Raw genomic sequence first — 19,523 nt, forward strand, 5'->3', positions numbered from 1 at the left:
GCTCACAGCACTTCGGGAGCGAGCGAGACGATCTTCATGAACTTCTCGGAACGCAGCTCGCGCGTCACCGGCCCGAAGATGCGGGTCCCGATCGGCTCCTGCTTGTTGTTCAACAGCACAGCGGCATTGCCGTCGAAGCGGATCAGCGAACCGTCGGGACGGCGCACACCCTTGCGGGTACGCACCACGACGGCGTCGTAGACTTCGCCCTTCTTGACCTTGCCACGCGGGATGGCGTCCTTGACGGTCACCTTGATGATGTCACCGATGTGTGCGTAGCGGCGCTTAGAGCCGCCCAGCACCTTGATGCACATCACTTCCTTGGCACCCGAATTGTCGGCCACATCGAGGTAGCTCTGCATCTGGATCATGATTCAGATCTCCCTTAGACGGCCGCACGGGTGACGATTTCGACCACCCGCCAGTTTTTGGTCTTGGACATTGGCGCAATTTCAGTCACGCGCACGACATCGCCTTCGTTGCAGGCATTGTCGGCGTCGTGTGCGTGCAGCTTGGACGAGCGCTTGATGTACTTACCGTACAACGGGTGCTTGACCTGGCGCTCCACCAACACGGTGACCGTCTTGTCCATCTTGTTGCTGACGACACGGCCTTCGACCGTGCGCAGCGTTTGCTTTTCGTTGTTGTCGCTCATCGCGGCCATCCTTACTGGGTGCTGCCGAGCAGGTGCTTGACGCGAGCAATCTCGCGGCGCACCCGGCGGGTTTCGTGGGTCTTCGGCAGCTGGCCGGTGACCTGCTGCATGCGGAGCGAGAATTGCTCCTTACGCAGATCGGTCAGGTGGGCCTTCAGTTCGTCAGCCGACTTCTCGCGGAGTTGTTTGATATCCATCAGCGCACCGTCCGGGTCACGAAAGTGGTGGTCACCGAAAGCTTCGCGGCGGCAAGGCGGAACGCCTCACGTGCGATGTCCTCGGGAATACCCTCGATTTCATAGATCATGCGGCCCGGCTGAATCTGCGCGACCCAGTACTCCACGTTGCCCTTACCGGAGCCCATGCGGACTTCGATCGGCTTCTTGGTGATCGGCTTGTCGGGGAACACACGGATCCACATCTTGCCGCCCTTTTTGACGTGGCGGCTGATCGTACGGCGGGCGGCCTCGATCTGACGCGCGGTCAGCTGACCGTGCGCAGTGGCCTTGAGGCCGTATTCGCCGAAGCTGACGGCGTTTCCGCTCCATGCCAGGCCGTCATTGCGGCCCTTGTGCATTTTGCGATATTTGGTTCGCTTGGGTTGCAACATTGCCGTTACCTCGCTTCACGAGCCGGGCGCGAAGGACGGTCACCACGGTCGCCGCGATCGTTACGATCGTTGCGCGGGCTGTCGTCCTGCTTCTCCTGGCCAACCTGGGAGAAGTCAAAGACCTCGCCCTTATAGATCCAGACCTTGATCCCGATGATGCCGTACGTCGTGGACGCCTCGGCAAAACCGTAATCGATGTCGGCACGTAGCGTGTGCAGCGGCACGCGGCCTTCGCGGTACCACTCCGAACGGGCGATTTCTGCACCGTTGAGGCGGCCAGCCACATTGACCTTGATGCCCAGGGCACCCAGGCGCATCGCGTTACCGACCGAGCGCTTCATTGCACGGCGGAACATGATGCGACGCTCCAGCTGCTGCGCGATCGACTCGGCGACCAGCTGCGCGTCCAGCTCCGGCTTGCGCACTTCGGTGACGTTGATGTGGGCAGGAACACCCATCATCTCGCTCACTTCCTTGCGCAGCTTTTCGATGTCCTCACCACGCTTGCCGATCACCACGCCCGGACGGGCAGTGTGGATCGTCACGCGGGCGGTTTTGGCAGGGCGCTCGATCAAGATCTTGCTGATGCCTGCCTGCGCGAGCTTCTTGCGCAGCATTTCACGCACTTTCAGGTCGGCTGCCAGATAAGCGGCGAAGTCGGCCTTGCTTGCGTACCACTTGGAATTCCAGTCCTTGGCGATGCCGAGGCGGATTCCAGTCGGATGAACTTTATGACCCATGGTCTTTTCCTTTCCGCTTACTTGGCGGCGCCCACAACCACAGTGATGTGGCTGGTGCGCTTGAGGATGCGGGTACCGCGGCCTTTCGCCCGCGCCATGAAACGCTTCAGGGAGGGACCTTCATCAACCATGATGGTCTTGACCTTCAGCTCGTCGACATCCGCGCCCTGATTGTTTTCGGCATTGGCAATTGCCGACTCCACGACCTTTTTGATCAGGTGTGCAGCCTTTTTGTCCGAAAACTTCAGCAGATTGACCGCACGCTCGGCGGACAGTCCACGCACCTGGTCAGCGACCAGGCGGGCCTTCTGCGGGGAGATGCGCGCGGTGCGCAGGATTGCTTTCGCTTCCATCGTCATCTCTCCTTACCTGCTCGACTTCTTGTCGCCACCGTGACCCTTGAAGGTCCGGGTGACGGCAAATTCGCCGAGCTTGTGGCCGACCATATTCTCGTTGACGAGCACCGGAATGTGGTTCTTACCGTTATGCACGGCGATGGTGATGCCTACCATTTCCGGCAGGATCATCGAACGGCGCGACCAGGTCTTGATCGGCTTCTTGCTACCCGCAGCGGACTCCACCTTCTTTGCAAGGTGGTGATCGACGAACGGGCCCTTCTTAAGTGAACGTGCCATGGTCGATTAGCCCCTACGATCGCGGACGATGAATTGCTGGGTGCGCTTGTTCTTGCGCGTCTTGTAACCCTTGGTCGGAACACCCCACGGGGTGACCGGATGCGGATTACCCTGGCCAGCCTTGGCCTCACCACCACCGTGCGGGTGATCGACCGGGTTCATGGCCGCACCGCGAACGGTCGGGCGAACACCGCGCCAACGCTTGGCGCCGGCCTTGCCCAGCTTCTCGAGGTTGTGCTCGTCGTTGCCGACTTCGCCGATGGTGGCGCGGCACTCGACCGGCACCTTGCGCATTTCGCCCGAGCGCAGACGCAGCGTGGCATAGATGCCTTCGCGAGCGACCAGCTGGATGGCTGCACCGGCTGCACGTGCGATCTGAGCGCCCTTACCCGGCTTCAGCTCGATACCGTGGACCGTCGTACCGACCGGGATGTTGCGCAGCGGCAGCGTGTTACCGGTCTTGATCGGTGCGTTGGCACCGGCGATGACCTGGTCACCCGCCTTCAGGCCCTTGGGGGCGATGATGTAGCGGCGCTCGCCGTCGACGTAGCACAGCAGGGCGATATGAGCGGTACGGTTCGGATCGTATTCAATCCGTTCCACACGCGCCGGAATGCCTTCCTTGTTGCGCTTGAAGTCGATGATGCGGTAATGCTGCTTGTGGCCACCACCGACGTGACGCACGGTGATGCGGCCATGGTGGTTACGACCACCGGACTTGCTCTGCGAGTCGAGCAGTGCCGCATGCGGCGCGCCCTTGTGCAGATCGGGAGTAACCACGCGCACGGCGGAACGACGGCCGGGAGAGGTGGGTTTGAACTTCATCAATGGCATGGGTTGGACCTCAGGCCTTGGCCGTTACGTCGATGGACTGACCATCAACCAGGCGGACGTATGCCTTGCGCCAATTGCCACGGCTGCCAGCACGGTTACGGAAGGACTTGCTTTTACCCTTCACATTGACCACGTTGACCGCTTTGACCTTGACGTCGAACAACTGCTCAACTGCGGCCTTTACATCGGCTTTGGTGGCTTCGTTCGAAACTTCGAAGACATACTGGTTGGAGATTTCCTGCAGGCGCGCGGTCTTTTCGGAGACTCGCGGAGCACGCAGCACGCTGAAGATTTTTTCGTTGCTGCTCATGCCAGCCACTCCTCGACCTTCTTGACCGCGTCAGCGGTGATCACGACCGTGTCGGCCCCGACCAGAGCGACCGGATCCAGACCCTGCACATCACGCACCTGCACATAGGGCAGATTGCGGGCGGACAGATACAGGTGCTCGGAGGCTTCTTCGGTGACGATCAGCGGGCGCTTGCCCACATCCATCCCCTTCAGCTTCTCGATCAGACCCTTGGTCTTGGTTGCTTCGATGTCGAACGAGTCGACGATCATCAGACGACCCTGACGGTTCAGCTCGGAGAAGATCGCGCAGATGGCCGCACGGTACATCTTGCGGTTGACCTTCTGCTCGAAGCTGCGCGGCTTGGCCGCAAAGGTCACGCCGCCGCCGACGAAGATCGGAGCCGTCAGCGCGCCATGACGCGCACCGCCGCCCTTCTGCTTCTTCGACTTCTTGGTCGTGCCCGCAACTTCCGAACGCGTCTTCTGTGCCTTGGTGCCGGCGCGGCCGGCATTGCGATAAGCGACGACAACCTGGTGAACCAGATCTTCGCTGAATTCGCGACCGAACACGGCATCGGAGACCGAGACCTTGTTGTTGCTACCCGTGATAACGAGTTCCATCGTCATCTCTCCTTATGCCTTGCTCGCCGGACGGACGATCACGTCACCACCAGCTGCGCCAGGCACGGCGCCGCGGATAGCAATCAGACCACGTTCGACGTCGACCTTGACCACTTCCAGGTTCTGCGTGCTTTGCTGCACGGCGCCCATGTGGCCCGACATCTTCTTACCCGGGAAAACGCGACCCGGGGTCTGGCGCTGACCCAACGAACCCGGCGCGCGATGCGACAGCGAGTTACCGTGAGTTGCATCGCCCATACGGAAGTTGTAGCGCTTGATGGTGCCCTGGAAACCCTTACCCTTGGTGACGCCCTGGACGTCGACCTTCTGGCCGACCTCAAAGATGTCCGCCTTGATTTCGCCGCCGACGGCGAAATCGCCGAGCTGCGCATCTTCAACGCGGAATTCCCACAGGCCGCGACCCGCTTCCACCTTCGCCTTGACGAAGTGACCAGCAGCCGGCTTGTTAACCAGCGCGGCGCGACGGGCACCAACGGTAATCTGCACGGCGCTGTAGCCGTCAACTTCGACGGTCTTGATCTGCGCGATGCGGTTCGGAGTTGCTTCGATCAGCGTGACCGGTACCGAGCGGCCGTCTTCAGTAAAGACGCGGCTCATACCAGCCTTGCGGCCCACGAAGCCCAACGAATATTTCTTCGTCATGGTCGTAGTCCTCAGGTCAGCTTGATCTGGACGTCGACGCCAGCCGCGAGTTCGAGCTTCATCAGCGCGTCCACGGTCTTGTCGTTCGGGTCGACGATATCGAGCACACGCTTGTGCGTGCGGGTTTCGTATTGGTCACGCGCATCCTTGTCGGCATGCGGGGATACGAGGATGGTGTAACGTTCGATCTTGGTCGGCAACGGGATCGGGCCACGCACTTGCGCGCCGGTCCGCTTGGCCGTTTCGACGATCTCGCTGGCCGAACGGTCGATCAAACGATGATCGAACGCCTTCAGCCGAATCCGGATCTTTTGGTCCGCCATGACGGTGGGTTCCTTCGTTAAAAGAGCGACGGGCAAGGCCTCTGGGATACCTGCCCCGATATTCCTGCGTAGATGAAATCGCCGTGCATCCTGCCGACGAGGGCACTTCCTCCGCCCAAAAACTGGGGCAGGCCGGTAAACCGGTCTGCCCAGACGGAAAAGTATAATGCGCAACAAGAGCACGGTCAACAACGTGAGTTGCTGAGTGCTCCATGCGACGCGACCTTCCCGGTCTGGCGAACACGAGCGGCGTCCTGCCGTTCTTTTCGCTGTAACTCAGCGCCCTACCCAGGAACGCCGAGCCGCGCATTATAGCCACGTGATTTGGCCCGCGCAAGCCTTGCAGGATCAATCCCCGCAACGCGCCCCCGCTTCACTGCACAATAAAAAAGGGCCGGCTTGCGCCGACCCTTCTCTCTACTTTCCGGCGACCGAAGTCACCGGATTGCAGGCACTTACTTGACGATCTTGGCGACCACGCCGGCGCCGACGGTGCGGCCACCTTCACGGATTGCGAAGCGCAGACCTTCGTCCATCGCGACCGGGTTGATCAGGGTCACGACCATCTTCACGTTATCGCCCGGCATCACCATTTCCACGCCTTCCGGCAGCTGGCATGCGCCAGTGATGTCGGTGGTGCGGAAGTAGAACTGCGGACGGTAGCCCTTGAAGAACGGGGTGTGACGGCCGCCCTCGTCCTTCGACAGCACGTAGACTTCGGCTTCGAACTCGGTGTGCGGCTTGATCGAACCCGGCTTGCACAGCACCTGGCCGCGCTCCACGTCGTCACGCTTGGTGCCGCGCAGCAGCAGACCGGCGTTGTCGCCTGCCTGGCCCTGGTCCAGCAACTTGCGGAACATTTCAACGCCGGTGACCGTGGTCTTCTGCGTGTCGCGGATACCGACGATTTCGATTTCATCGCCGACCTTGATGATGCCGCGCTCGATACGACCGGTCACCACGGTGCCACGACCCGAGATCGAGAACACGTCTTCGACCGGCATCAGGAACGGACGGTCGACGTCGCGGGTCGGATCCGGAATAAAGGTATCCAGGGCTTCGACCAGCTTCAGGATCGCCGGCACACCGATGTCGCTCTGATCGCCTTCCAGCGCCAGACGGGCCGAACCGTGGATGATCGGGGTGTCGTCGCCCGGGAAGTCGTACTTGCTCAGGAGCTCACGCACTTCCATCTCGACCAGCTCAAGCAGCTCGGCGTCGTCGACCATGTCGGCCTTGTTCAGGAACACGACGATGTGCGGCACACCGACCTGACGCGAGAGCAGGATGTGCTCACGGGTCTGCGGCATCGGGCCGTCAGCGGCCGAACACACCAGGATCGCGCCATCCATCTGCGCAGCACCTGTGATCATGTTCTTGACGTAGTCGGCGTGGCCGGGGCAATCGACGTGCGCGTAATGGCGCACTGCGGACTCATATTCAACGTGCGCGGTCGAGATCGTGATACCACGCGCCTTCTCTTCCGGCGCTGCGTCGATCGCGTCGTACGCCTTGAACTCGCCACCGAAACGCTCGGCACCGATCTTGGTCAGCGCAGCGGTCAACGTGGTCTTGCCATGGTCGACGTGACCGATGGTGCCGACGTTAACGTGCAGCTTTTCGCGAAGAAATTTAGCTTTTGCCATGACTAACTACCTCTAAATTGGAAAATTTTGTGAAGCGGCTGAGCGAACTCAGCCCTTCTTGGTGACGGCGTCGGCGATGTTGGCCGGTGCCTCTTCGTAGTGGTCGAATTCCATTGAGAACGTCGCGCGACCCTGGCTCATCGAGCGCAGCGAGGTCGCGTAGCCGAACATTTCACCCAGCGGAATCATCGCGTTGATGATCTTGCCCGACGGGCTGTCGTCCTGACCCTGCAACACGCCACGACGGCGGCTCACGTCGCCCATCACGTCACCCAGGTAATCCTCCGGGCTGACGATTTCGACCTTCATGATCGGCTCCAGCAACACCGGGCTGGCTTTCGCGAAGCCCTGCTTGAACGCCATCGACGCGGCCAGCTTGAACGCCATTTCCGAGGAGTCGACGTCGTGGTACGAGCCGAACACCAGCTTGACCTTCACGCCCACCACCGGGAAGCCGGCGATCGGACCACTGGTGATCGTTTCGCGCAGACCCTTTTCAACCGAGGGGATGAATTCCTTCGGGATGATGCCGCCGGTGATGTCGTTGATGAAGAGGAAATCGTCCTTGACGCTATCGTTCTTGCGATCTTCTTCGGTCATCGGCGACAGCTCGATCACCACGTGACCGTACTGACCCTTACCACCGGACTGCTTGGCGTGCTTGTAGTCGGACTTGACGTCGGACTTGCGGATCGTTTCGCGGTAGGCCACCTGCGGCTTGCCGACGTTGGCCTCGACATTGAATTCGCGACGCATGCGGTCGACGATGATGTCCAGGTGCAACTCGCCCATGCCCGAGATGATGGTCTGGCCGGATTCTTCGTCGGTCTTGACGCGGAACGAGGGATCTTCCTGCGCCAGACGGCCCAGGGCCATGCCCATCTTTTCCTGGTCCGACTTGGTCTTCGGCTCCACCGCCATCGAGATCACCGGCTCCGGGAACACCATGCGCTCCAGGGTGATGATCTTGTCCTGCGCGCACAGGGTGTCACCGGTGGTGACGTCCTTCAGGCCCACAGCCGCGGCGATGTCGCCCGCACGCACTTCCTTGATCTCTTCGCGATTGTTGGAGTGCATCTGCAGGATGCGGCCCACGCGCTCTTTCTTCGACTTGACCGGGTTGTAGACCTGGTCGCCGGAGTTCAAGGTGCCCGAGTAGACACGGAAGAACGTCAGCGAACCGACGAACGGGTCGGTCATGATCTTGAACGCCAGTGCCGAGAACGGCGCGGTGTCCGTCGCATCACGGGTGTCTTCCTTCTCGTTTTCGTCGATGCCCTGCACCGGCGGACGATCGGCAGGCGACGGCAGCAGGTGCACGACGCCGTCGAGCATGGCCTGCACGCCCTTGTTCTTGAACGCCGAGCCACAGAACACCGGCACGATCTCGACCTTCAGGGTGCGCTCGCGCAGACCCGACAGGATCTCGTCTTCGCTCAGGTCGCCGTCGTTGAGGTACTTGTCCATCAGGGCTTCGCTGGCTTCAGCAGCCGCTTCGACCATGAACGAACGTGCCTCGGTCGCCACATCGACCAGATCGGCCGGAATGTCGCGATATTCGAAGGTGGTGCCCTGCGAAGCGGTATCCCAATGGATCGCCTTCATCTTGAGCAGATCAACCACGCCCTCAAAGCCGTCTTCGGCGCCGATCGGCACCTGCATCGGCACAGCATAAGCACCCAGACGGGCCTTCAGCTGCTCGACGACCTTGTCGAAGTTGGCACCGGTACGGTCCATCTTGTTGACGAAGGCCATGCGCGGCACCGAGTACTTGTTGGCCTGACGCCACACGGTCTCGGACTGCGGCTGCACGCCACCCACGGCGCACAGCACGAACACCGCACCGTCGAGCACGCGCAAGGAGCGCTCCACTTCGATGGTGAAGTCGACGTGCCCGGGGGTATCGATGATGTTGAAGCGGTGCTGCGGCATGGACTTGTCCATACCCGTCCAGAATGCGGTTGTCGCAGCGGAGGTGATGGTGATGCCACGCTCCTGCTCCTGCTCCATCCAGTCCATCACTGCAGCGCCGTCATGGACTTCGCCGATCTTGTGACTGACGCCGGTGTAGAACAGGATGCGCTCGGACGTGGTGGTCTTGCCGGCGTCGATGTGCGCCATGATGCCGAAGTTGCGGTAACGCTCGATGGGAGTGGTACGGGCCACGGGGAGCCTCTCAATTTCTTGGATTTCGGATGGCCGAACGCCGCCTTTCGGCGGCCTTCGGATTGGATGCGACGCTTTGCGCGTCGCAAACAGCACTCATATGGTGCTGAAGGGCCCCGTTACCAAGGCCCCCGAGGTCACCAGCGGTAATGTGCGAACGCCTTGTTCGCCTCCGCCATACGGTGAGTCTCTTCGCGCTTCTTGATCGCGCCGCCACGGCTTTCCGAGGCGTCCAACAGTTCTGCAGCCAGCTTGCGCGGCATGGTGTTCTCGCCACGCTTGCGCGCGGAATCGATCAACCAGCGCATTGCCAGCGCCATGCGACGGGAGGAGCGCACTTCGACGGGCACCTGATAGGTAGCACCACCGACGCGACGCGATTTGACTTCGACAGCCGGGGCCACGTTGTCCAGTGCTTTCTGCACCAGCTCGACGGCATTCGGATTCTTTTCGCCAATGACGTCCATTGCGCCATAGACAATTTTCTCAGCAACCGACTTCTTGCCACTTTGCATCACCATATTGATGAAGCGGGCAATGGTTTCGCTGCCATGCTTTGGATCAGGCAGGACGGTGCGCTGCGGAGTAGAACCTTTACGGGACATTGGTGTATTTCCTTAGCTCTTCGGGCGCTTGGCGCCGTACTTGGAACGACCTTGACGGCGCTTTGCGACGCCGGCGGCGTCCAGCGAACCACGGACGGTGTGATAACGCACACCGGGAAGATCCTTGACGCGACCACCACGAATCAGGACCACGGAGTGCTCCTGCAGGTTGTGGCCTTCACCACCGATGTAGCTGATGACCTCTTCCTGGTTCGTCAGGCGCACCTTGGCGACCTTACGAAGGGCCGAGTTCGGCTTCTTCGGGGTTGTGGTATAGACGCGTGTGCAAACGCCACGGCGCTGCGGACACTTGTCCAGTGCCGGGGAGGCACTCTTGTAGGTGGTCGCCTGCCGAGGCTTGCGGACCAGCTGATTAATCGTTGCCATCAGTCGATTCTTCTGATTGGAGGCCAAAAAACGGCCTTGCATGAAAACGAAGGCAGGCCGAATAACGGCCCGCCGAGACAGGGAAGTATAGCTGGCAGGACGAAACTCCGTCAACTTCACGGAAATCTAACCCTGCTGGCCCATCCAAAGGCCGGAAAATGGAGGGCCTCCTGCCCTCCTTTTCGCTTGGCTACCGGCGGCCTTGCGGCCGCCGTCGGAGCGCTTACTCCTCGTCCGCACCAGCGTCGGCCACGGTCGCGACCGGTTCAGCCACTGCCGGCTTGCCGGACAGCGTTTCCATTTCCGAGTCGGTCAGACCCGATGCCTTGCGGCGACCGGCGTGATACGCCAGACCGGTACCGGCCGGAATCAAACGACCCACGATGACGTTTTCCTTCAGACCGCGCAGGTTGTCGCGGGTGCCGCGGACGGCAGCCTCTGTCAACACGCGTGTGGTCTCCTGGAACGACGCCGCCGAGATGAACGACTCGGTGGCCAGCGAGGCCTTGGTGATACCCAGCAGCACCGGGTCGTACTTGGCCGGCAGCTCGTTGCGCGTGACCAGGCGTGCATTTTCCTCGATGACGCGCTGGCGCTCGACCTGCTCGCCGTTGAGGAACTTGCTGTTGCCCTGATCGGTGATCTCGACCTTACGCAGCATCTGGCGAGTGATCACCTCGATGTGCTTGTCGTTGATCTTCACGCCCTGCAGGCGGTACACGTCCTGGATTTCCTTGACCAGATACGCGGCCAGCGGCTCGACACCCAGCAGACGCAGGATGTCCTGCGGGCTCGGCTCGCCGTCCACCACGGTCTCGCCCTTGGTCACGTGCTCGCCTTCGAACACGATGATCTGGCGGTACTTGGGGATCAGCTCTTCGTGTTCGCTGCCATCGGTGTCCTTGATGATCAGACGCTGCTTGCCCTTGGTGTCCTTACCGAAGCTGATGATGCCCGAGCGCTCGGCCAGGATCGCAGGATCCTTCGGCTTGCGTGCTTCGAACAGATCGGCCACGCGCGGCAGACCACCGGTGATGTCGCGGGTCTTCGACGCTTCCTGCGGGATCTTCGCCACCACGTCGCCCACGCCGACGGCGGCGCCGTCCTGCAGGTTGACGATCGAGCGCGGCGGCAGCAGGTACTGCGCCGGCAGATCCGTGTTCGGAATGGTCAGATCATTGCCCTTGGCATCAACGATGCGCACGATCGGGCGCAGCTCCTTGGCCTGGGCACCACGACGCTTCGGGTCGGTGATTTCGCGCGACGCCAGACCAGTCAGTTCGTCGGTCTTCTCGATGACGGTGACGCCGTCGACGAAGTCGATGAAGCGAATGAAACCGGCCACTTCCGACACGATCGGGTGGTTATGCGGATCCCAATTGGCCACGGCCTGACCGGCCTTGACTGCATCACCATCCTTGGCGGTGATGGTGGCACCGTAGGGCAGCTTGTAACGCTCACGCTCACGGCCATGGCCATCGAGCACGGACAGTTCGCCCGAACGCGAGACCGCAACCAGTGCGCCGCTGGCATGCGCCACCGACTTGAGGTTGTTGAACTTCACCGAACCGGTGGTCTTGACGGTGATGTTGTCCACCGCAGCCGCACGCGATGCCGCACCACCGATGTGGAACGTACGCATGGTGAGCTGGGTACCCGGCTCACCGATCGACTGCGCGGCGATGACGCCGACCGCTTCGCCGATGTTGACCTGGTGACCACGTGCGAGATCGCGGCCGTAGCAGCGTGCGCACACGCCGAACGAGGATTCGCAGCTGATGGTCGAACGCACCTTCACCGATTGCACGCTGGCGTCTTCCAGCTTGGCAACCCAGGCTTCGTCGAGCAGCGTGTTGCGGGTGACGATCGGTTCTTCGTCGTTGCCCGGCAGGTACACGTCCTCGGCCACGACACGGCCCAGCACGCGCTCCTTCAACGGCTCCACCACGTCGCCGCCTTCCACGATCGGGGTCATGATCAACCCCTCGGTGGTGCCGCAATCGACTTCGGTGATCACCACGTCCTGCGCCACGTCGACCAGACGACGGGTCAGGTAACCCGAGTTCGCCGTCTTCAACGCGGTATCGGCCAGACCCTTACGGGCACCGTGGGTGGAGTTGAAGTACTCCTGCACGTTCAGGCCTTCGCGGAAGTTCGCCTTGATGGGCGTCTCGATGATCGAGCCGTCCGGACGCGCCATCAGGCCGCGCATACCGGCCAGCTGACGGATCTGCGCCTGGCTACCACGCGCACCGGAGTCGGCCATGATGTAGAGCGAGTTCATCGACTTCTGGTCGATGGTTTCGCCCTTGGCATTTTCGACCTTCTCGGTACCGATGGTGTCCATCATCGCCTTGGCGATGCGCTCGCTGGTACGCGACCAGATGTCCACGACCTTGTTGTAGCGCTCGCCGGCGGTGACCAGACCGGACTGGTACTGCTCCTGGATTTCCAGCACTTCGGCTTCTGCCTCGGTGAGGATGCCCTTCTTCTCGTCCGGTATCAGCATGTCGTCGATGCCGATCGACACGCCTGCGCGGGTTGCGTAGGCATAGCCGGTGTACATCAGCTTGTCGGCGAACACGACCGTGTCCTTCAAGCCCAGCAGACGGTAGCTGGAGTTGATCAGACGCGAGATGTTCTTCTTGGTCATCTCGGTGTTGGCCAGCTGGAACGGCAGGCCTTCGGGCAGGATTTCGCTCAGCAGCGCACGGCCGACCGTGGTATCCACGATCGAGGTGCCGCTGGTGCGCTTGCCGTCGACGGTGTCGACGTCCACCTGGGTGATGCGGACCTTGACCTTGGCGTGCAGTTCCACCACGCGGTTGTCGTAGGCGCGCTTCACTTCGCTGGTGTTGGCAAACACCATGCCCTCGCCCTTCTTGTTCTCCAGGGCGCGGCTCATGTAGTACAGGCCCAACACCACGTCCTGCGACGGCACGATGATCGGCTCGCCGTTGGCCGGCGACAGGATGTTGTTGGTGGACATCATCAGCGCACGCGCTTCCAGCTGGGCTTCCAGCGAGAGCGGCACGTGGACGGCCATCTGGTCACCGTCGAAGTCGGCGTTGAACGCGGTGCAGACCAGCGGATGCAGCTGGATGGCCTTGCCTTCGATCAACACCGGCTCGAACGCCTGGATGCCCAGACGGTGCAGGGTCGGCGCACGGTTCAGCAGCACCGGATGCTCGCGGATCACCTCTTCCAGGATGTCCCAGACTTCGGCTTCTTCGCGCTCGACCAGCTTCTTGGCGGCCTTGATGGTGGTGGCCAGGCCGCGACGCTGCAGCTTGGCGAACACGAATGGCTTGAACAGCTCCAGCGCCATCTTCTTCGGCAGGCCGCACTGGTGCAGCTTGAGGTACGGACCGACGGTGATGACCGAACGACCGGAGTAGTCCACGCGCTTGCCGAGCAGGTTCTGACGGAACCGGCCCTGCTTGCCCTTGATCATGTCGGCCAGCGACTTCAGCGGACGCTTGTTGGTGCCGGTGATGGCACGACCGCGCCGGCCGTTGTCCAGCAGCGCATCCACCGATTCCTGCAGCATGCGCTTTTCGTTGCGCACGATGATGTCCGGAGCGTTGAGCTCCAGCAGGCGGCGCAGACGGTTGTTGCGGTTGATCACGCGGCGGTACAGATCGTTCAGATCCGAGGTCGCGAAGCGGCCACCATCCAGCGGCACCAGCGGACGCAGGTCCGGCGGCAGCACGGGCAACACGGTCATGACCATCCACTCCGGACGGTTACCCGACTCCAGGAAGGCTTCGATCAGTTTGATGCGCTTGGTGAGACGCTTGAGCTTGGTTTCCGAACCGGTGCTGGCGATTTCTTCGCGCAGACGGGTCATTTCCGACTGCAGGTCGATCGTGCGCAGCAGCTCGTACACGGCCTCGGCGCCCATGGCGGCGTCGAAGTCGTCGTTGTACTCCTGGCGTGCGGTCAGGTACTGCTCTTCGGTCAGCAGCTGGCGGCGCTCGAGCGGGGTCAGGCCCGGCTCGGTGACGACATAGGCTTCGAAGTACAGCACGCGCTCGATGTCACGCAGGGTCATGTCCAGCATCAGGCCGATGCGCGACGGCAGCGACTTGAGGAACCAGATGTGCGCGACCGGCGAGGCCAGGTCGATGTGACCCATGCGCTCGCGACGCACCTTGGCCAGGGTGACTTCGGTGCCGCACTTTTCGCAGACCACGCCACGGTGCTTCATGCGCTTGTACTTGCCGCACAGGCACTCGTAGTCCTTGATCGGTCCGAAGATGGCGGCGCAGAACAGGCCGTCACGCTCGGGCTTGAAGGTCCGGTAGTTGATGGTTTCGGGCTTCTTCACTTCGCCGTAGGACCACGAACGAATCAGGTCCGGCGACGCCAGCGCGATCTTGATCGCGTCGAAATCCAGCGTCTGGCGCTGCTGATTGAAGAGATTGAGCAGGTCTTTCATTTGATATCTCCGGGTCGGAGGAATTTCGTATCTGAGATGAAACAGGCGGTCATGCGGGAGGACACCGGGCGCCGCGTGGCGGCCCCCGGGTCCTGTCCGATCACTCTTCCAGTTCCATGTTGATCGCCAGCGAGCGGATTTCCTTCACCAACACGTTGAAGGATTCCGGCATGCCCGCGACCATCTCGTGCTCACCATCGACGATGTTCTTGTACATCTGGTTGCGGCCCTGCACGTCGTCGGACTTCACCGTCAGCATTTCCTGCAGGGTGTAGGCCGCGCCGTAGGCTTCCAGCGCCCAGACTTCCATCTCACCGAAGCGCTGACCACCGAACTGCGCCTTGCCGCCCAGCGGCTGCTGGGTAACGAGCGAGTAAGGGCCGGTCGAGCGGGCATGCATCTTGTCGTCGACCAAGTGGTTCAACTTCAGGTAATGCATGTAGCCAACCGTGGTCTTGCGATCGAACGCTTCGCCGGTACGACCGTCGTACAGCTGGGTCTGACCGCTCTGCGGCAGTTCGGCCAGTTCCAGCATGCGCTTGATCTCCGCTTCGCTGGCACCGTCGAACACCGGGGTGGCCATCGGCACGCCATCGATCAGGTTCTTGCCCAGGTTGAGCAATTCCTCATCGCTGAACTGCGACAGGTCCACGCGCTCGGCATTGATCGCGCTGTCGTGGTTGTAGATGTCGTCGAGGAACTTGCGCAGCTCGCTGACTGCGGTCTGGGCTTCCAGCATGCGCTGGATCTTGCGACCCAGGCCCTTGGCTGCCCAGCCCAGATGCACTTCCAGGATCTGGCCGATATTCATACGCGACGGCACGCCCAGCGGGTTCAGCACGATGTCGACCGGCTCGCCGGTGGCCATGTACGGCATGTCCTCGACAGGCACGACGTTGGAGACCACACCCTTGTTGCCGTGGCGGCCTGCCATCTTGTCGCCCGGCTGGATGCGGCGCTTCACCGCCAGGAACACCTTGACCATCTTCAGCACGCCCGGTGCGAGGTCATCGCCCTGGGTGATCTTGCCGCGCTTGTCGGCGAAGCGTGCTTCGAATTCCTTCTCGTGCGCCTGGATCTGCTTCTGCGCGCGTTCGATCGCATCGGCTGCGTCGTCGTCCTTCATGCGCAGCTGGAACCAGTCGGACTTCTTCAGGCCGTCCAGGTACGCGTCGGTGACGTTGTCGCCCTTCTTCAGGTTCGGACCGCCATTGGCGACCTTGCCCACGATCTGGGACCTCAACCGTGCGTAGATGGCCGCTTCAAGGATGCGGAACTGGTCGTCGAAGTCCTTCTTGACGCGCTTGATCTCGGATTCCTCGATCTGGCGCGCACGCTTGTCCTTCTCGATGCCGTCGCGGGTGAAGACCTGCACGTCGATGACGGTGCCGTCCATGCCCGGGGGCACGCGCAGCGAGCTGTCCTTCACGTCGGAGGCCTTCTCACCGAAGATCGCACGCAGCAGCTTTTCTTCCGGGGTCAGCTGGCTCTCGCCCTTCGGCGTGACCTTGCCGACCATGATGTCGCCGGCGCGCACTTCTGCACCGATGTACACCACGCCGCTTTCATCCAGACGGTTCAAGGCCTGCTCGGACACGTTCGGGATGTCGGCGGAAATTTCCTCCGGCCCCAGCTTGGTGTCACGCGCAACGCAGGTCAGTTCTTCGATGTGGATCGTGGTGTAACGATCCTCTTCCACCACGCGCTCGGAGAGCAGGATGGAGTCTTCGAAGTTGTAGCCGTTCCAGGGCATGAAGGCGATCAGCATGTTCTGACCCAGCGCCAGTTCACCGATGTCGGTGGACGGGCCGTCGGCCAGCACGTCGCCGCGCGCGATCACGTCACCCACGTTCACCAGCGGACGCTGGTTGATGCAGGTGTTCTGGTTGGAGCGGGTGTACTTGATCAGGTTGTAGATATCCACGCCGGCATCGGTGCCGCCGCCAATTTCTGCCTCGTTGACCTTGACCACGATGCGTGCGGCGTCGATCTGCTCGATCACACCACCACGGCGGGCATTCACGGTCACGCCCGAGTCGCGCGCAACCGCACGCTCGATACCGGTACCCACCAACGGCTTCTGCGAACGCAGGGTCGGCACGGCCTGGCGCTGCATGTTGGCGCCCATCAGTGCGCGGTTCGCGTCATCGTGTTCCAGGAACGGCACCAACGCCGCGGCGACCGACACGGTCTGCATCGGCGAGACGTCCATGAAGTGCACTTCAGCCGGCGGCTTGAGCAGCGACTCGCCCTGGAACCGGCACGGCACGAACTGCTCGGTGAGCATGTTCTTGGCGTCGGTCAGCGCATTCGCCTGCGCGATCACGTACTCGTTTTCTTCGATCGCCGACAGGTACTCGACGTCGTCGGAGACCTTGCCGTCCAGCACCTTACGGTACGGCGTCTCGAGGAAGCCGTACTGGTTGGTGCGGGCGAACACGGCCAGCGAGTTGATCAGGCCGATGTTCGGGCCTTCCGGTGTTTCGATGGTGCAGACGCGGCCGTAATGGGTCGGATGCACGTCGCGCACTTCGAAGCCAGCACGCTCGCGGGTCAGACCGCCCGGGCCCAGCGCGGAGACGCGACGCTTGTGCGTCACTTCCGACAGCGGGTTGTTCTGGTCCATGAACTGCGACAGCTGCGAGGAGCCGAAGAACTCCTTGATCGCAGCAGCCACTGGCTTGGCGTTGATCAGTTCCTGCGGGGTCAGACCTTCGGATTCGGCCATCGACAGACGCTCCTTGACCGCGCGCTCGACGCGGACCAGGCCCACGCGGAACACGTTCTCGGCCATTTCGCCGACCGAACGCACGCGACGGTTGCCCAGGTGATCGATGTCATCGACCACGCCGCGACCGTTGCGGATCTCGGTCAGCACCTTGATCACTTCCAGGATGTCGGAGGTGTCGGCGTGCTCGGCGACCAGACGCTTGGATTCTTCGTCGTTACGCTCGGCAAAGTACTTCTTGTCGTACAGCACCGACTCGCCCAGCACTTCCTTGCGGCCGACACGACGGTTGAACTTCATCCGGCCGACCGTGGACAGGTCATAGCGCTCGAAGGTGAAGAACAGGTTGTGGAACAGGTTCTGCGCGGCTTCCTTGGTCGGCGGCTCGCCCGGACGCATCATGCGGTAGATCTCGACCAGCGCTTCCAGCTGCGTCTTGGTCGGGTCGATACGCAAGGTGTTGGACAGGTACGGGCCACGATCCAGGTCGTTCACCCACAGGGTGCCCACGGCATCGACGCCGGCCTTGCGGAACGCAGCCAGCTGGTCTTCGCTGATTTCGTCGTTGGCATTGGCCAGCAGCTCGCCGGTCGAGCCATCGACCACGTCGTGCGACAGGATGCGGCCGACCAGGTAGTCGTCCGGCACGGCCAGCGCGGCAACGCCGGCGGCTTCCAGCTGCTTGACGTGACGCGCGGTGATGCGCTTGCCGGCTTCCACGATGACCTTGTCGCCATCGGCCAGGTCGAAGTTCAGCGTTTCGCCACGCAGACGCTCCGGCACCAGCTCCAGCTGCACGCCTTCATCGGGGTTGATGTGGAACGTGTTGATCTCGAAGAACTCGGCCAACATCTCTTCGTTGTTGTAGCCAAGCGCACGCAGCAGGATCGAGACCGGCAGCTTGCGGCGACGGTCGATACGGGTGAACAGCGCATCCTTCGGGTCGAACTCGAAGTCCAGCCAGGAACCGCGGTACGGAATGATGCGGGCGCTGTACAGCAGCTTGCCCGAGCTGTGGGTCTTGCCACGGTCGTGGTCGAAGAACACACCTGGCGAACGGTGCAGCTGCGAGACGATCACGCGCTCGGTACCGTTGACGATGAAGGTGCCGTTTTCGGTCATCAGCGGAATTTCGCCGAGATAGACCTCCTGCTCCTTCACGTACTTGATGGCCTTGGTCGACGACTCGCGGTCGTAGATCACCAGGCGCACGGTCACGCGCAGCGGCGCGCCATAGCTCATGCCGCGCTGACGGCATTCACGCTCGTCAAACACGGGCTCGCCCAACTTGTAACCAACGTATTCCAGCGCGGCGTTGCCGCTGTAGCTGGAAATCGGGAACACCGACTTCAGAGCCGCATGCAGACCGAGGTCCTTGCGCTTGTTGGGCTCCACGTCTTCCTGCAGGAATTCGCGGTAGGAATCCACCTGGATGGCAAGCAGGAACGGCACTTCGAGAATCGAGCGCTGCTTGCCGAAGTCCTTGCGGATACGTTTCTTTTCGGTGAACGAATAAGACGTCATGAGGTCTTCCACCCTGGGCTGCGGGGGCCGCGTTGCGGCGGCCCTGAGATAACAAAAGTTGTCAGTTGGAAGTCGCTGGTATTGCCGGCACCAGCACGCCTTCTCCTGCTACTTCCAACTACCAACTCCTTGAGACTGCGAGTTGGATTTGGCCATCCGAAAATGACACCTCTCCGGAACGGCCAAAGGCCGGGGGCTATACGCCCCCAGCCTTCAGTGCATCACCATGAAACGCGGGCGATGCAAGATGCCGCTTACTTGACTTCGACGGTCGCGCCGGCTTCGGTCATTTCCTTCTTGATCTTCTCAGCTTCATCCTTGCTGACGCCTTCCTTCAGGATGCCGCCGGCTTCGGTCAGATCCTTGGCTTCCTTCAGACCGAGACCGGTCACGCCGCGCACAGCCTTAATCGCGGCAACCTTGTTGGCGCCGGGGCTGGTCAGCACCACGGTGAACTCGGTCTGCTCTTCGACCACGGCAGCCGGGCCGGCAGCAGCTGCTGCGACCGGGGCAGCGGCGGAGACGCCGAACTTCTCTTCGATGGCCTTGACCAGCTCCATCACTTCCATCAGGGACTTCTCGGCGATGGCGTCGACGATCTGTTCGTTGGTAAGGGACATTGTGATTACCTTTAAATGATTTTCTGGATTGGGG

General features: G+C 61.7%; 19 protein-coding genes. All 19 read right to left on the bottom strand.

What is annotated here, in order from left to right; all coding sequences use genetic code 11:
• Window positions 1–2 precede the first annotated feature (2 nt).
• The 19 genes from rplN to rplL all read right to left on the bottom strand — a co-directional run bounded on the left by rplN (window position 3) and on the right by rplL (window position 19,489).
• A complete protein-coding gene (gene rplN / locus ACD584_RS09455) occupies window positions 3–371 on the bottom strand; it encodes a 50S ribosomal protein L14 (RefSeq protein ID WP_003486699.1) in 369 nt (122 codons plus the stop codon).
• Window positions 372–385: 14 nt separating this feature from the next.
• Window positions 386–655: a 30S ribosomal protein S17 gene (gene rpsQ / locus ACD584_RS09460; RefSeq protein WP_011036129.1), complete on the bottom strand. Its 270-nt coding sequence runs from the start codon at window positions 653–655 to the stop codon at window positions 386–388.
• A gap of 11 nt (window positions 656–666) precedes the next feature.
• The gene (gene rpmC / locus ACD584_RS09465) at window positions 667–852 is read right to left on the bottom strand and encodes a 50S ribosomal protein L29 (protein ID WP_011036128.1); all 186 of its coding nucleotides are present in this window, start codon (window positions 850–852) and stop codon (window positions 667–669) included.
• Entirely contained in the window at window positions 852–1,265 is a 414-nt protein-coding gene (rplP, locus tag ACD584_RS09470) for a 50S ribosomal protein L16 (RefSeq protein ID WP_011036127.1), read from the bottom strand. Before rplP ends, rpmC begins: the two co-directional genes overlap by 1 nt.
• A gap of 5 nt (window positions 1,266–1,270) precedes the next feature.
• Window positions 1,271–2,005 carry a 30S ribosomal protein S3 gene (gene rpsC / locus ACD584_RS09475; protein WP_011036126.1) on the bottom strand — a complete coding sequence of 245 codons (735 nt, stop codon included), beginning with the start codon at window positions 2,003–2,005 and terminating at the stop codon, window positions 1,271–1,273.
• A 17-nt stretch (window positions 2,006–2,022) separates the two neighbouring features.
• The gene (gene rplV / locus ACD584_RS09480; protein WP_003486710.1) at window positions 2,023–2,358 is read right to left on the bottom strand and encodes a 50S ribosomal protein L22; all 336 of its coding nucleotides are present in this window, start codon (window positions 2,356–2,358) and stop codon (window positions 2,023–2,025) included.
• A 12-nt stretch (window positions 2,359–2,370) separates the two neighbouring features.
• Window positions 2,371–2,640 (bottom strand): 30S ribosomal protein S19, encoded by a 270-nt coding sequence (rpsS, locus tag ACD584_RS09485; RefSeq protein ID WP_005993369.1) that lies wholly within the window; start codon window positions 2,638–2,640, stop codon window positions 2,371–2,373.
• Between the two features lie 6 nt (window positions 2,641–2,646).
• Window positions 2,647–3,474: a 50S ribosomal protein L2 gene (gene rplB / locus ACD584_RS09490; RefSeq protein ID WP_076036313.1), complete on the bottom strand. Its 828-nt coding sequence runs from the start codon at window positions 3,472–3,474 to the stop codon at window positions 2,647–2,649.
• Between the two features lie 10 nt (window positions 3,475–3,484).
• Window positions 3,485–3,784, bottom strand: coding sequence for a 50S ribosomal protein L23 (gene rplW, locus ACD584_RS09495; protein WP_002811694.1), 300 nt, complete (start codon window positions 3,782–3,784; stop codon window positions 3,485–3,487).
• Window positions 3,781–4,386, bottom strand: coding sequence for a 50S ribosomal protein L4 (rplD, locus tag ACD584_RS09500; RefSeq protein WP_011036124.1), 606 nt, complete (start codon window positions 4,384–4,386; stop codon window positions 3,781–3,783). The genes rplW and rplD overlap by 4 nt, the downstream gene beginning before the upstream one ends.
• A gap of 12 nt (window positions 4,387–4,398) precedes the next feature.
• On the bottom strand, window positions 4,399–5,049 hold the full coding sequence (gene rplC, locus ACD584_RS09505) for a 50S ribosomal protein L3 (protein ID WP_076036314.1): 651 nt from the start codon (window positions 5,047–5,049) through the stop codon (window positions 4,399–4,401).
• Window positions 5,050–5,060: 11 nt separating this feature from the next.
• The gene (rpsJ, locus tag ACD584_RS09510; protein ID WP_011036122.1) at window positions 5,061–5,372 is read right to left on the bottom strand and encodes a 30S ribosomal protein S10; all 312 of its coding nucleotides are present in this window, start codon (window positions 5,370–5,372) and stop codon (window positions 5,061–5,063) included.
• A gap of 455 nt (window positions 5,373–5,827) precedes the next feature.
• On the bottom strand, window positions 5,828–7,018 hold the full coding sequence (gene tuf, locus ACD584_RS09515; protein WP_040942179.1) for an elongation factor Tu: 1,191 nt from the start codon (window positions 7,016–7,018) through the stop codon (window positions 5,828–5,830).
• Window positions 7,019–7,066: 48 nt separating this feature from the next.
• Window positions 7,067–9,184 carry an elongation factor G gene (gene fusA / locus ACD584_RS09520; protein WP_011036120.1) on the bottom strand — a complete coding sequence of 706 codons (2,118 nt, stop codon included), beginning with the start codon at window positions 9,182–9,184 and terminating at the stop codon, window positions 7,067–7,069.
• A gap of 137 nt (window positions 9,185–9,321) precedes the next feature.
• The gene (gene rpsG / locus ACD584_RS09525; protein ID WP_005993356.1) at window positions 9,322–9,789 is read right to left on the bottom strand and encodes a 30S ribosomal protein S7; all 468 of its coding nucleotides are present in this window, start codon (window positions 9,787–9,789) and stop codon (window positions 9,322–9,324) included.
• A 12-nt stretch (window positions 9,790–9,801) separates the two neighbouring features.
• Window positions 9,802–10,176, bottom strand: coding sequence for a 30S ribosomal protein S12 (rpsL, locus tag ACD584_RS09530; RefSeq protein WP_003469157.1), 375 nt, complete (start codon window positions 10,174–10,176; stop codon window positions 9,802–9,804).
• A gap of 223 nt (window positions 10,177–10,399) precedes the next feature.
• A complete protein-coding gene (gene rpoC, locus ACD584_RS09535; RefSeq protein ID WP_014506817.1) occupies window positions 10,400–14,617 on the bottom strand; it encodes a DNA-directed RNA polymerase subunit beta' in 4,218 nt (1,405 codons plus the stop codon).
• Window positions 14,618–14,717: 100 nt separating this feature from the next.
• Window positions 14,718–18,869, bottom strand: a complete 4,152-nt coding sequence (gene rpoB / locus ACD584_RS09540) for a DNA-directed RNA polymerase subunit beta (RefSeq protein ID WP_014506816.1) — start codon at window positions 18,867–18,869, stop codon at window positions 14,718–14,720.
• A 254-nt stretch (window positions 18,870–19,123) separates the two neighbouring features.
• Window positions 19,124–19,489 carry a 50S ribosomal protein L7/L12 gene (gene rplL / locus ACD584_RS09545; protein WP_011036117.1) on the bottom strand — a complete coding sequence of 122 codons (366 nt, stop codon included), beginning with the start codon at window positions 19,487–19,489 and terminating at the stop codon, window positions 19,124–19,126.
• Window positions 19,490–19,523 lie beyond the last annotated feature (34 nt).

The sequence above is a fragment of the Xanthomonas sp. NCPPB 2922 genome (assembly GCF_041520885.1).
Taxonomy (GTDB): domain Bacteria; phylum Pseudomonadota; class Gammaproteobacteria; order Xanthomonadales; family Xanthomonadaceae; genus Xanthomonas; species Xanthomonas campestris.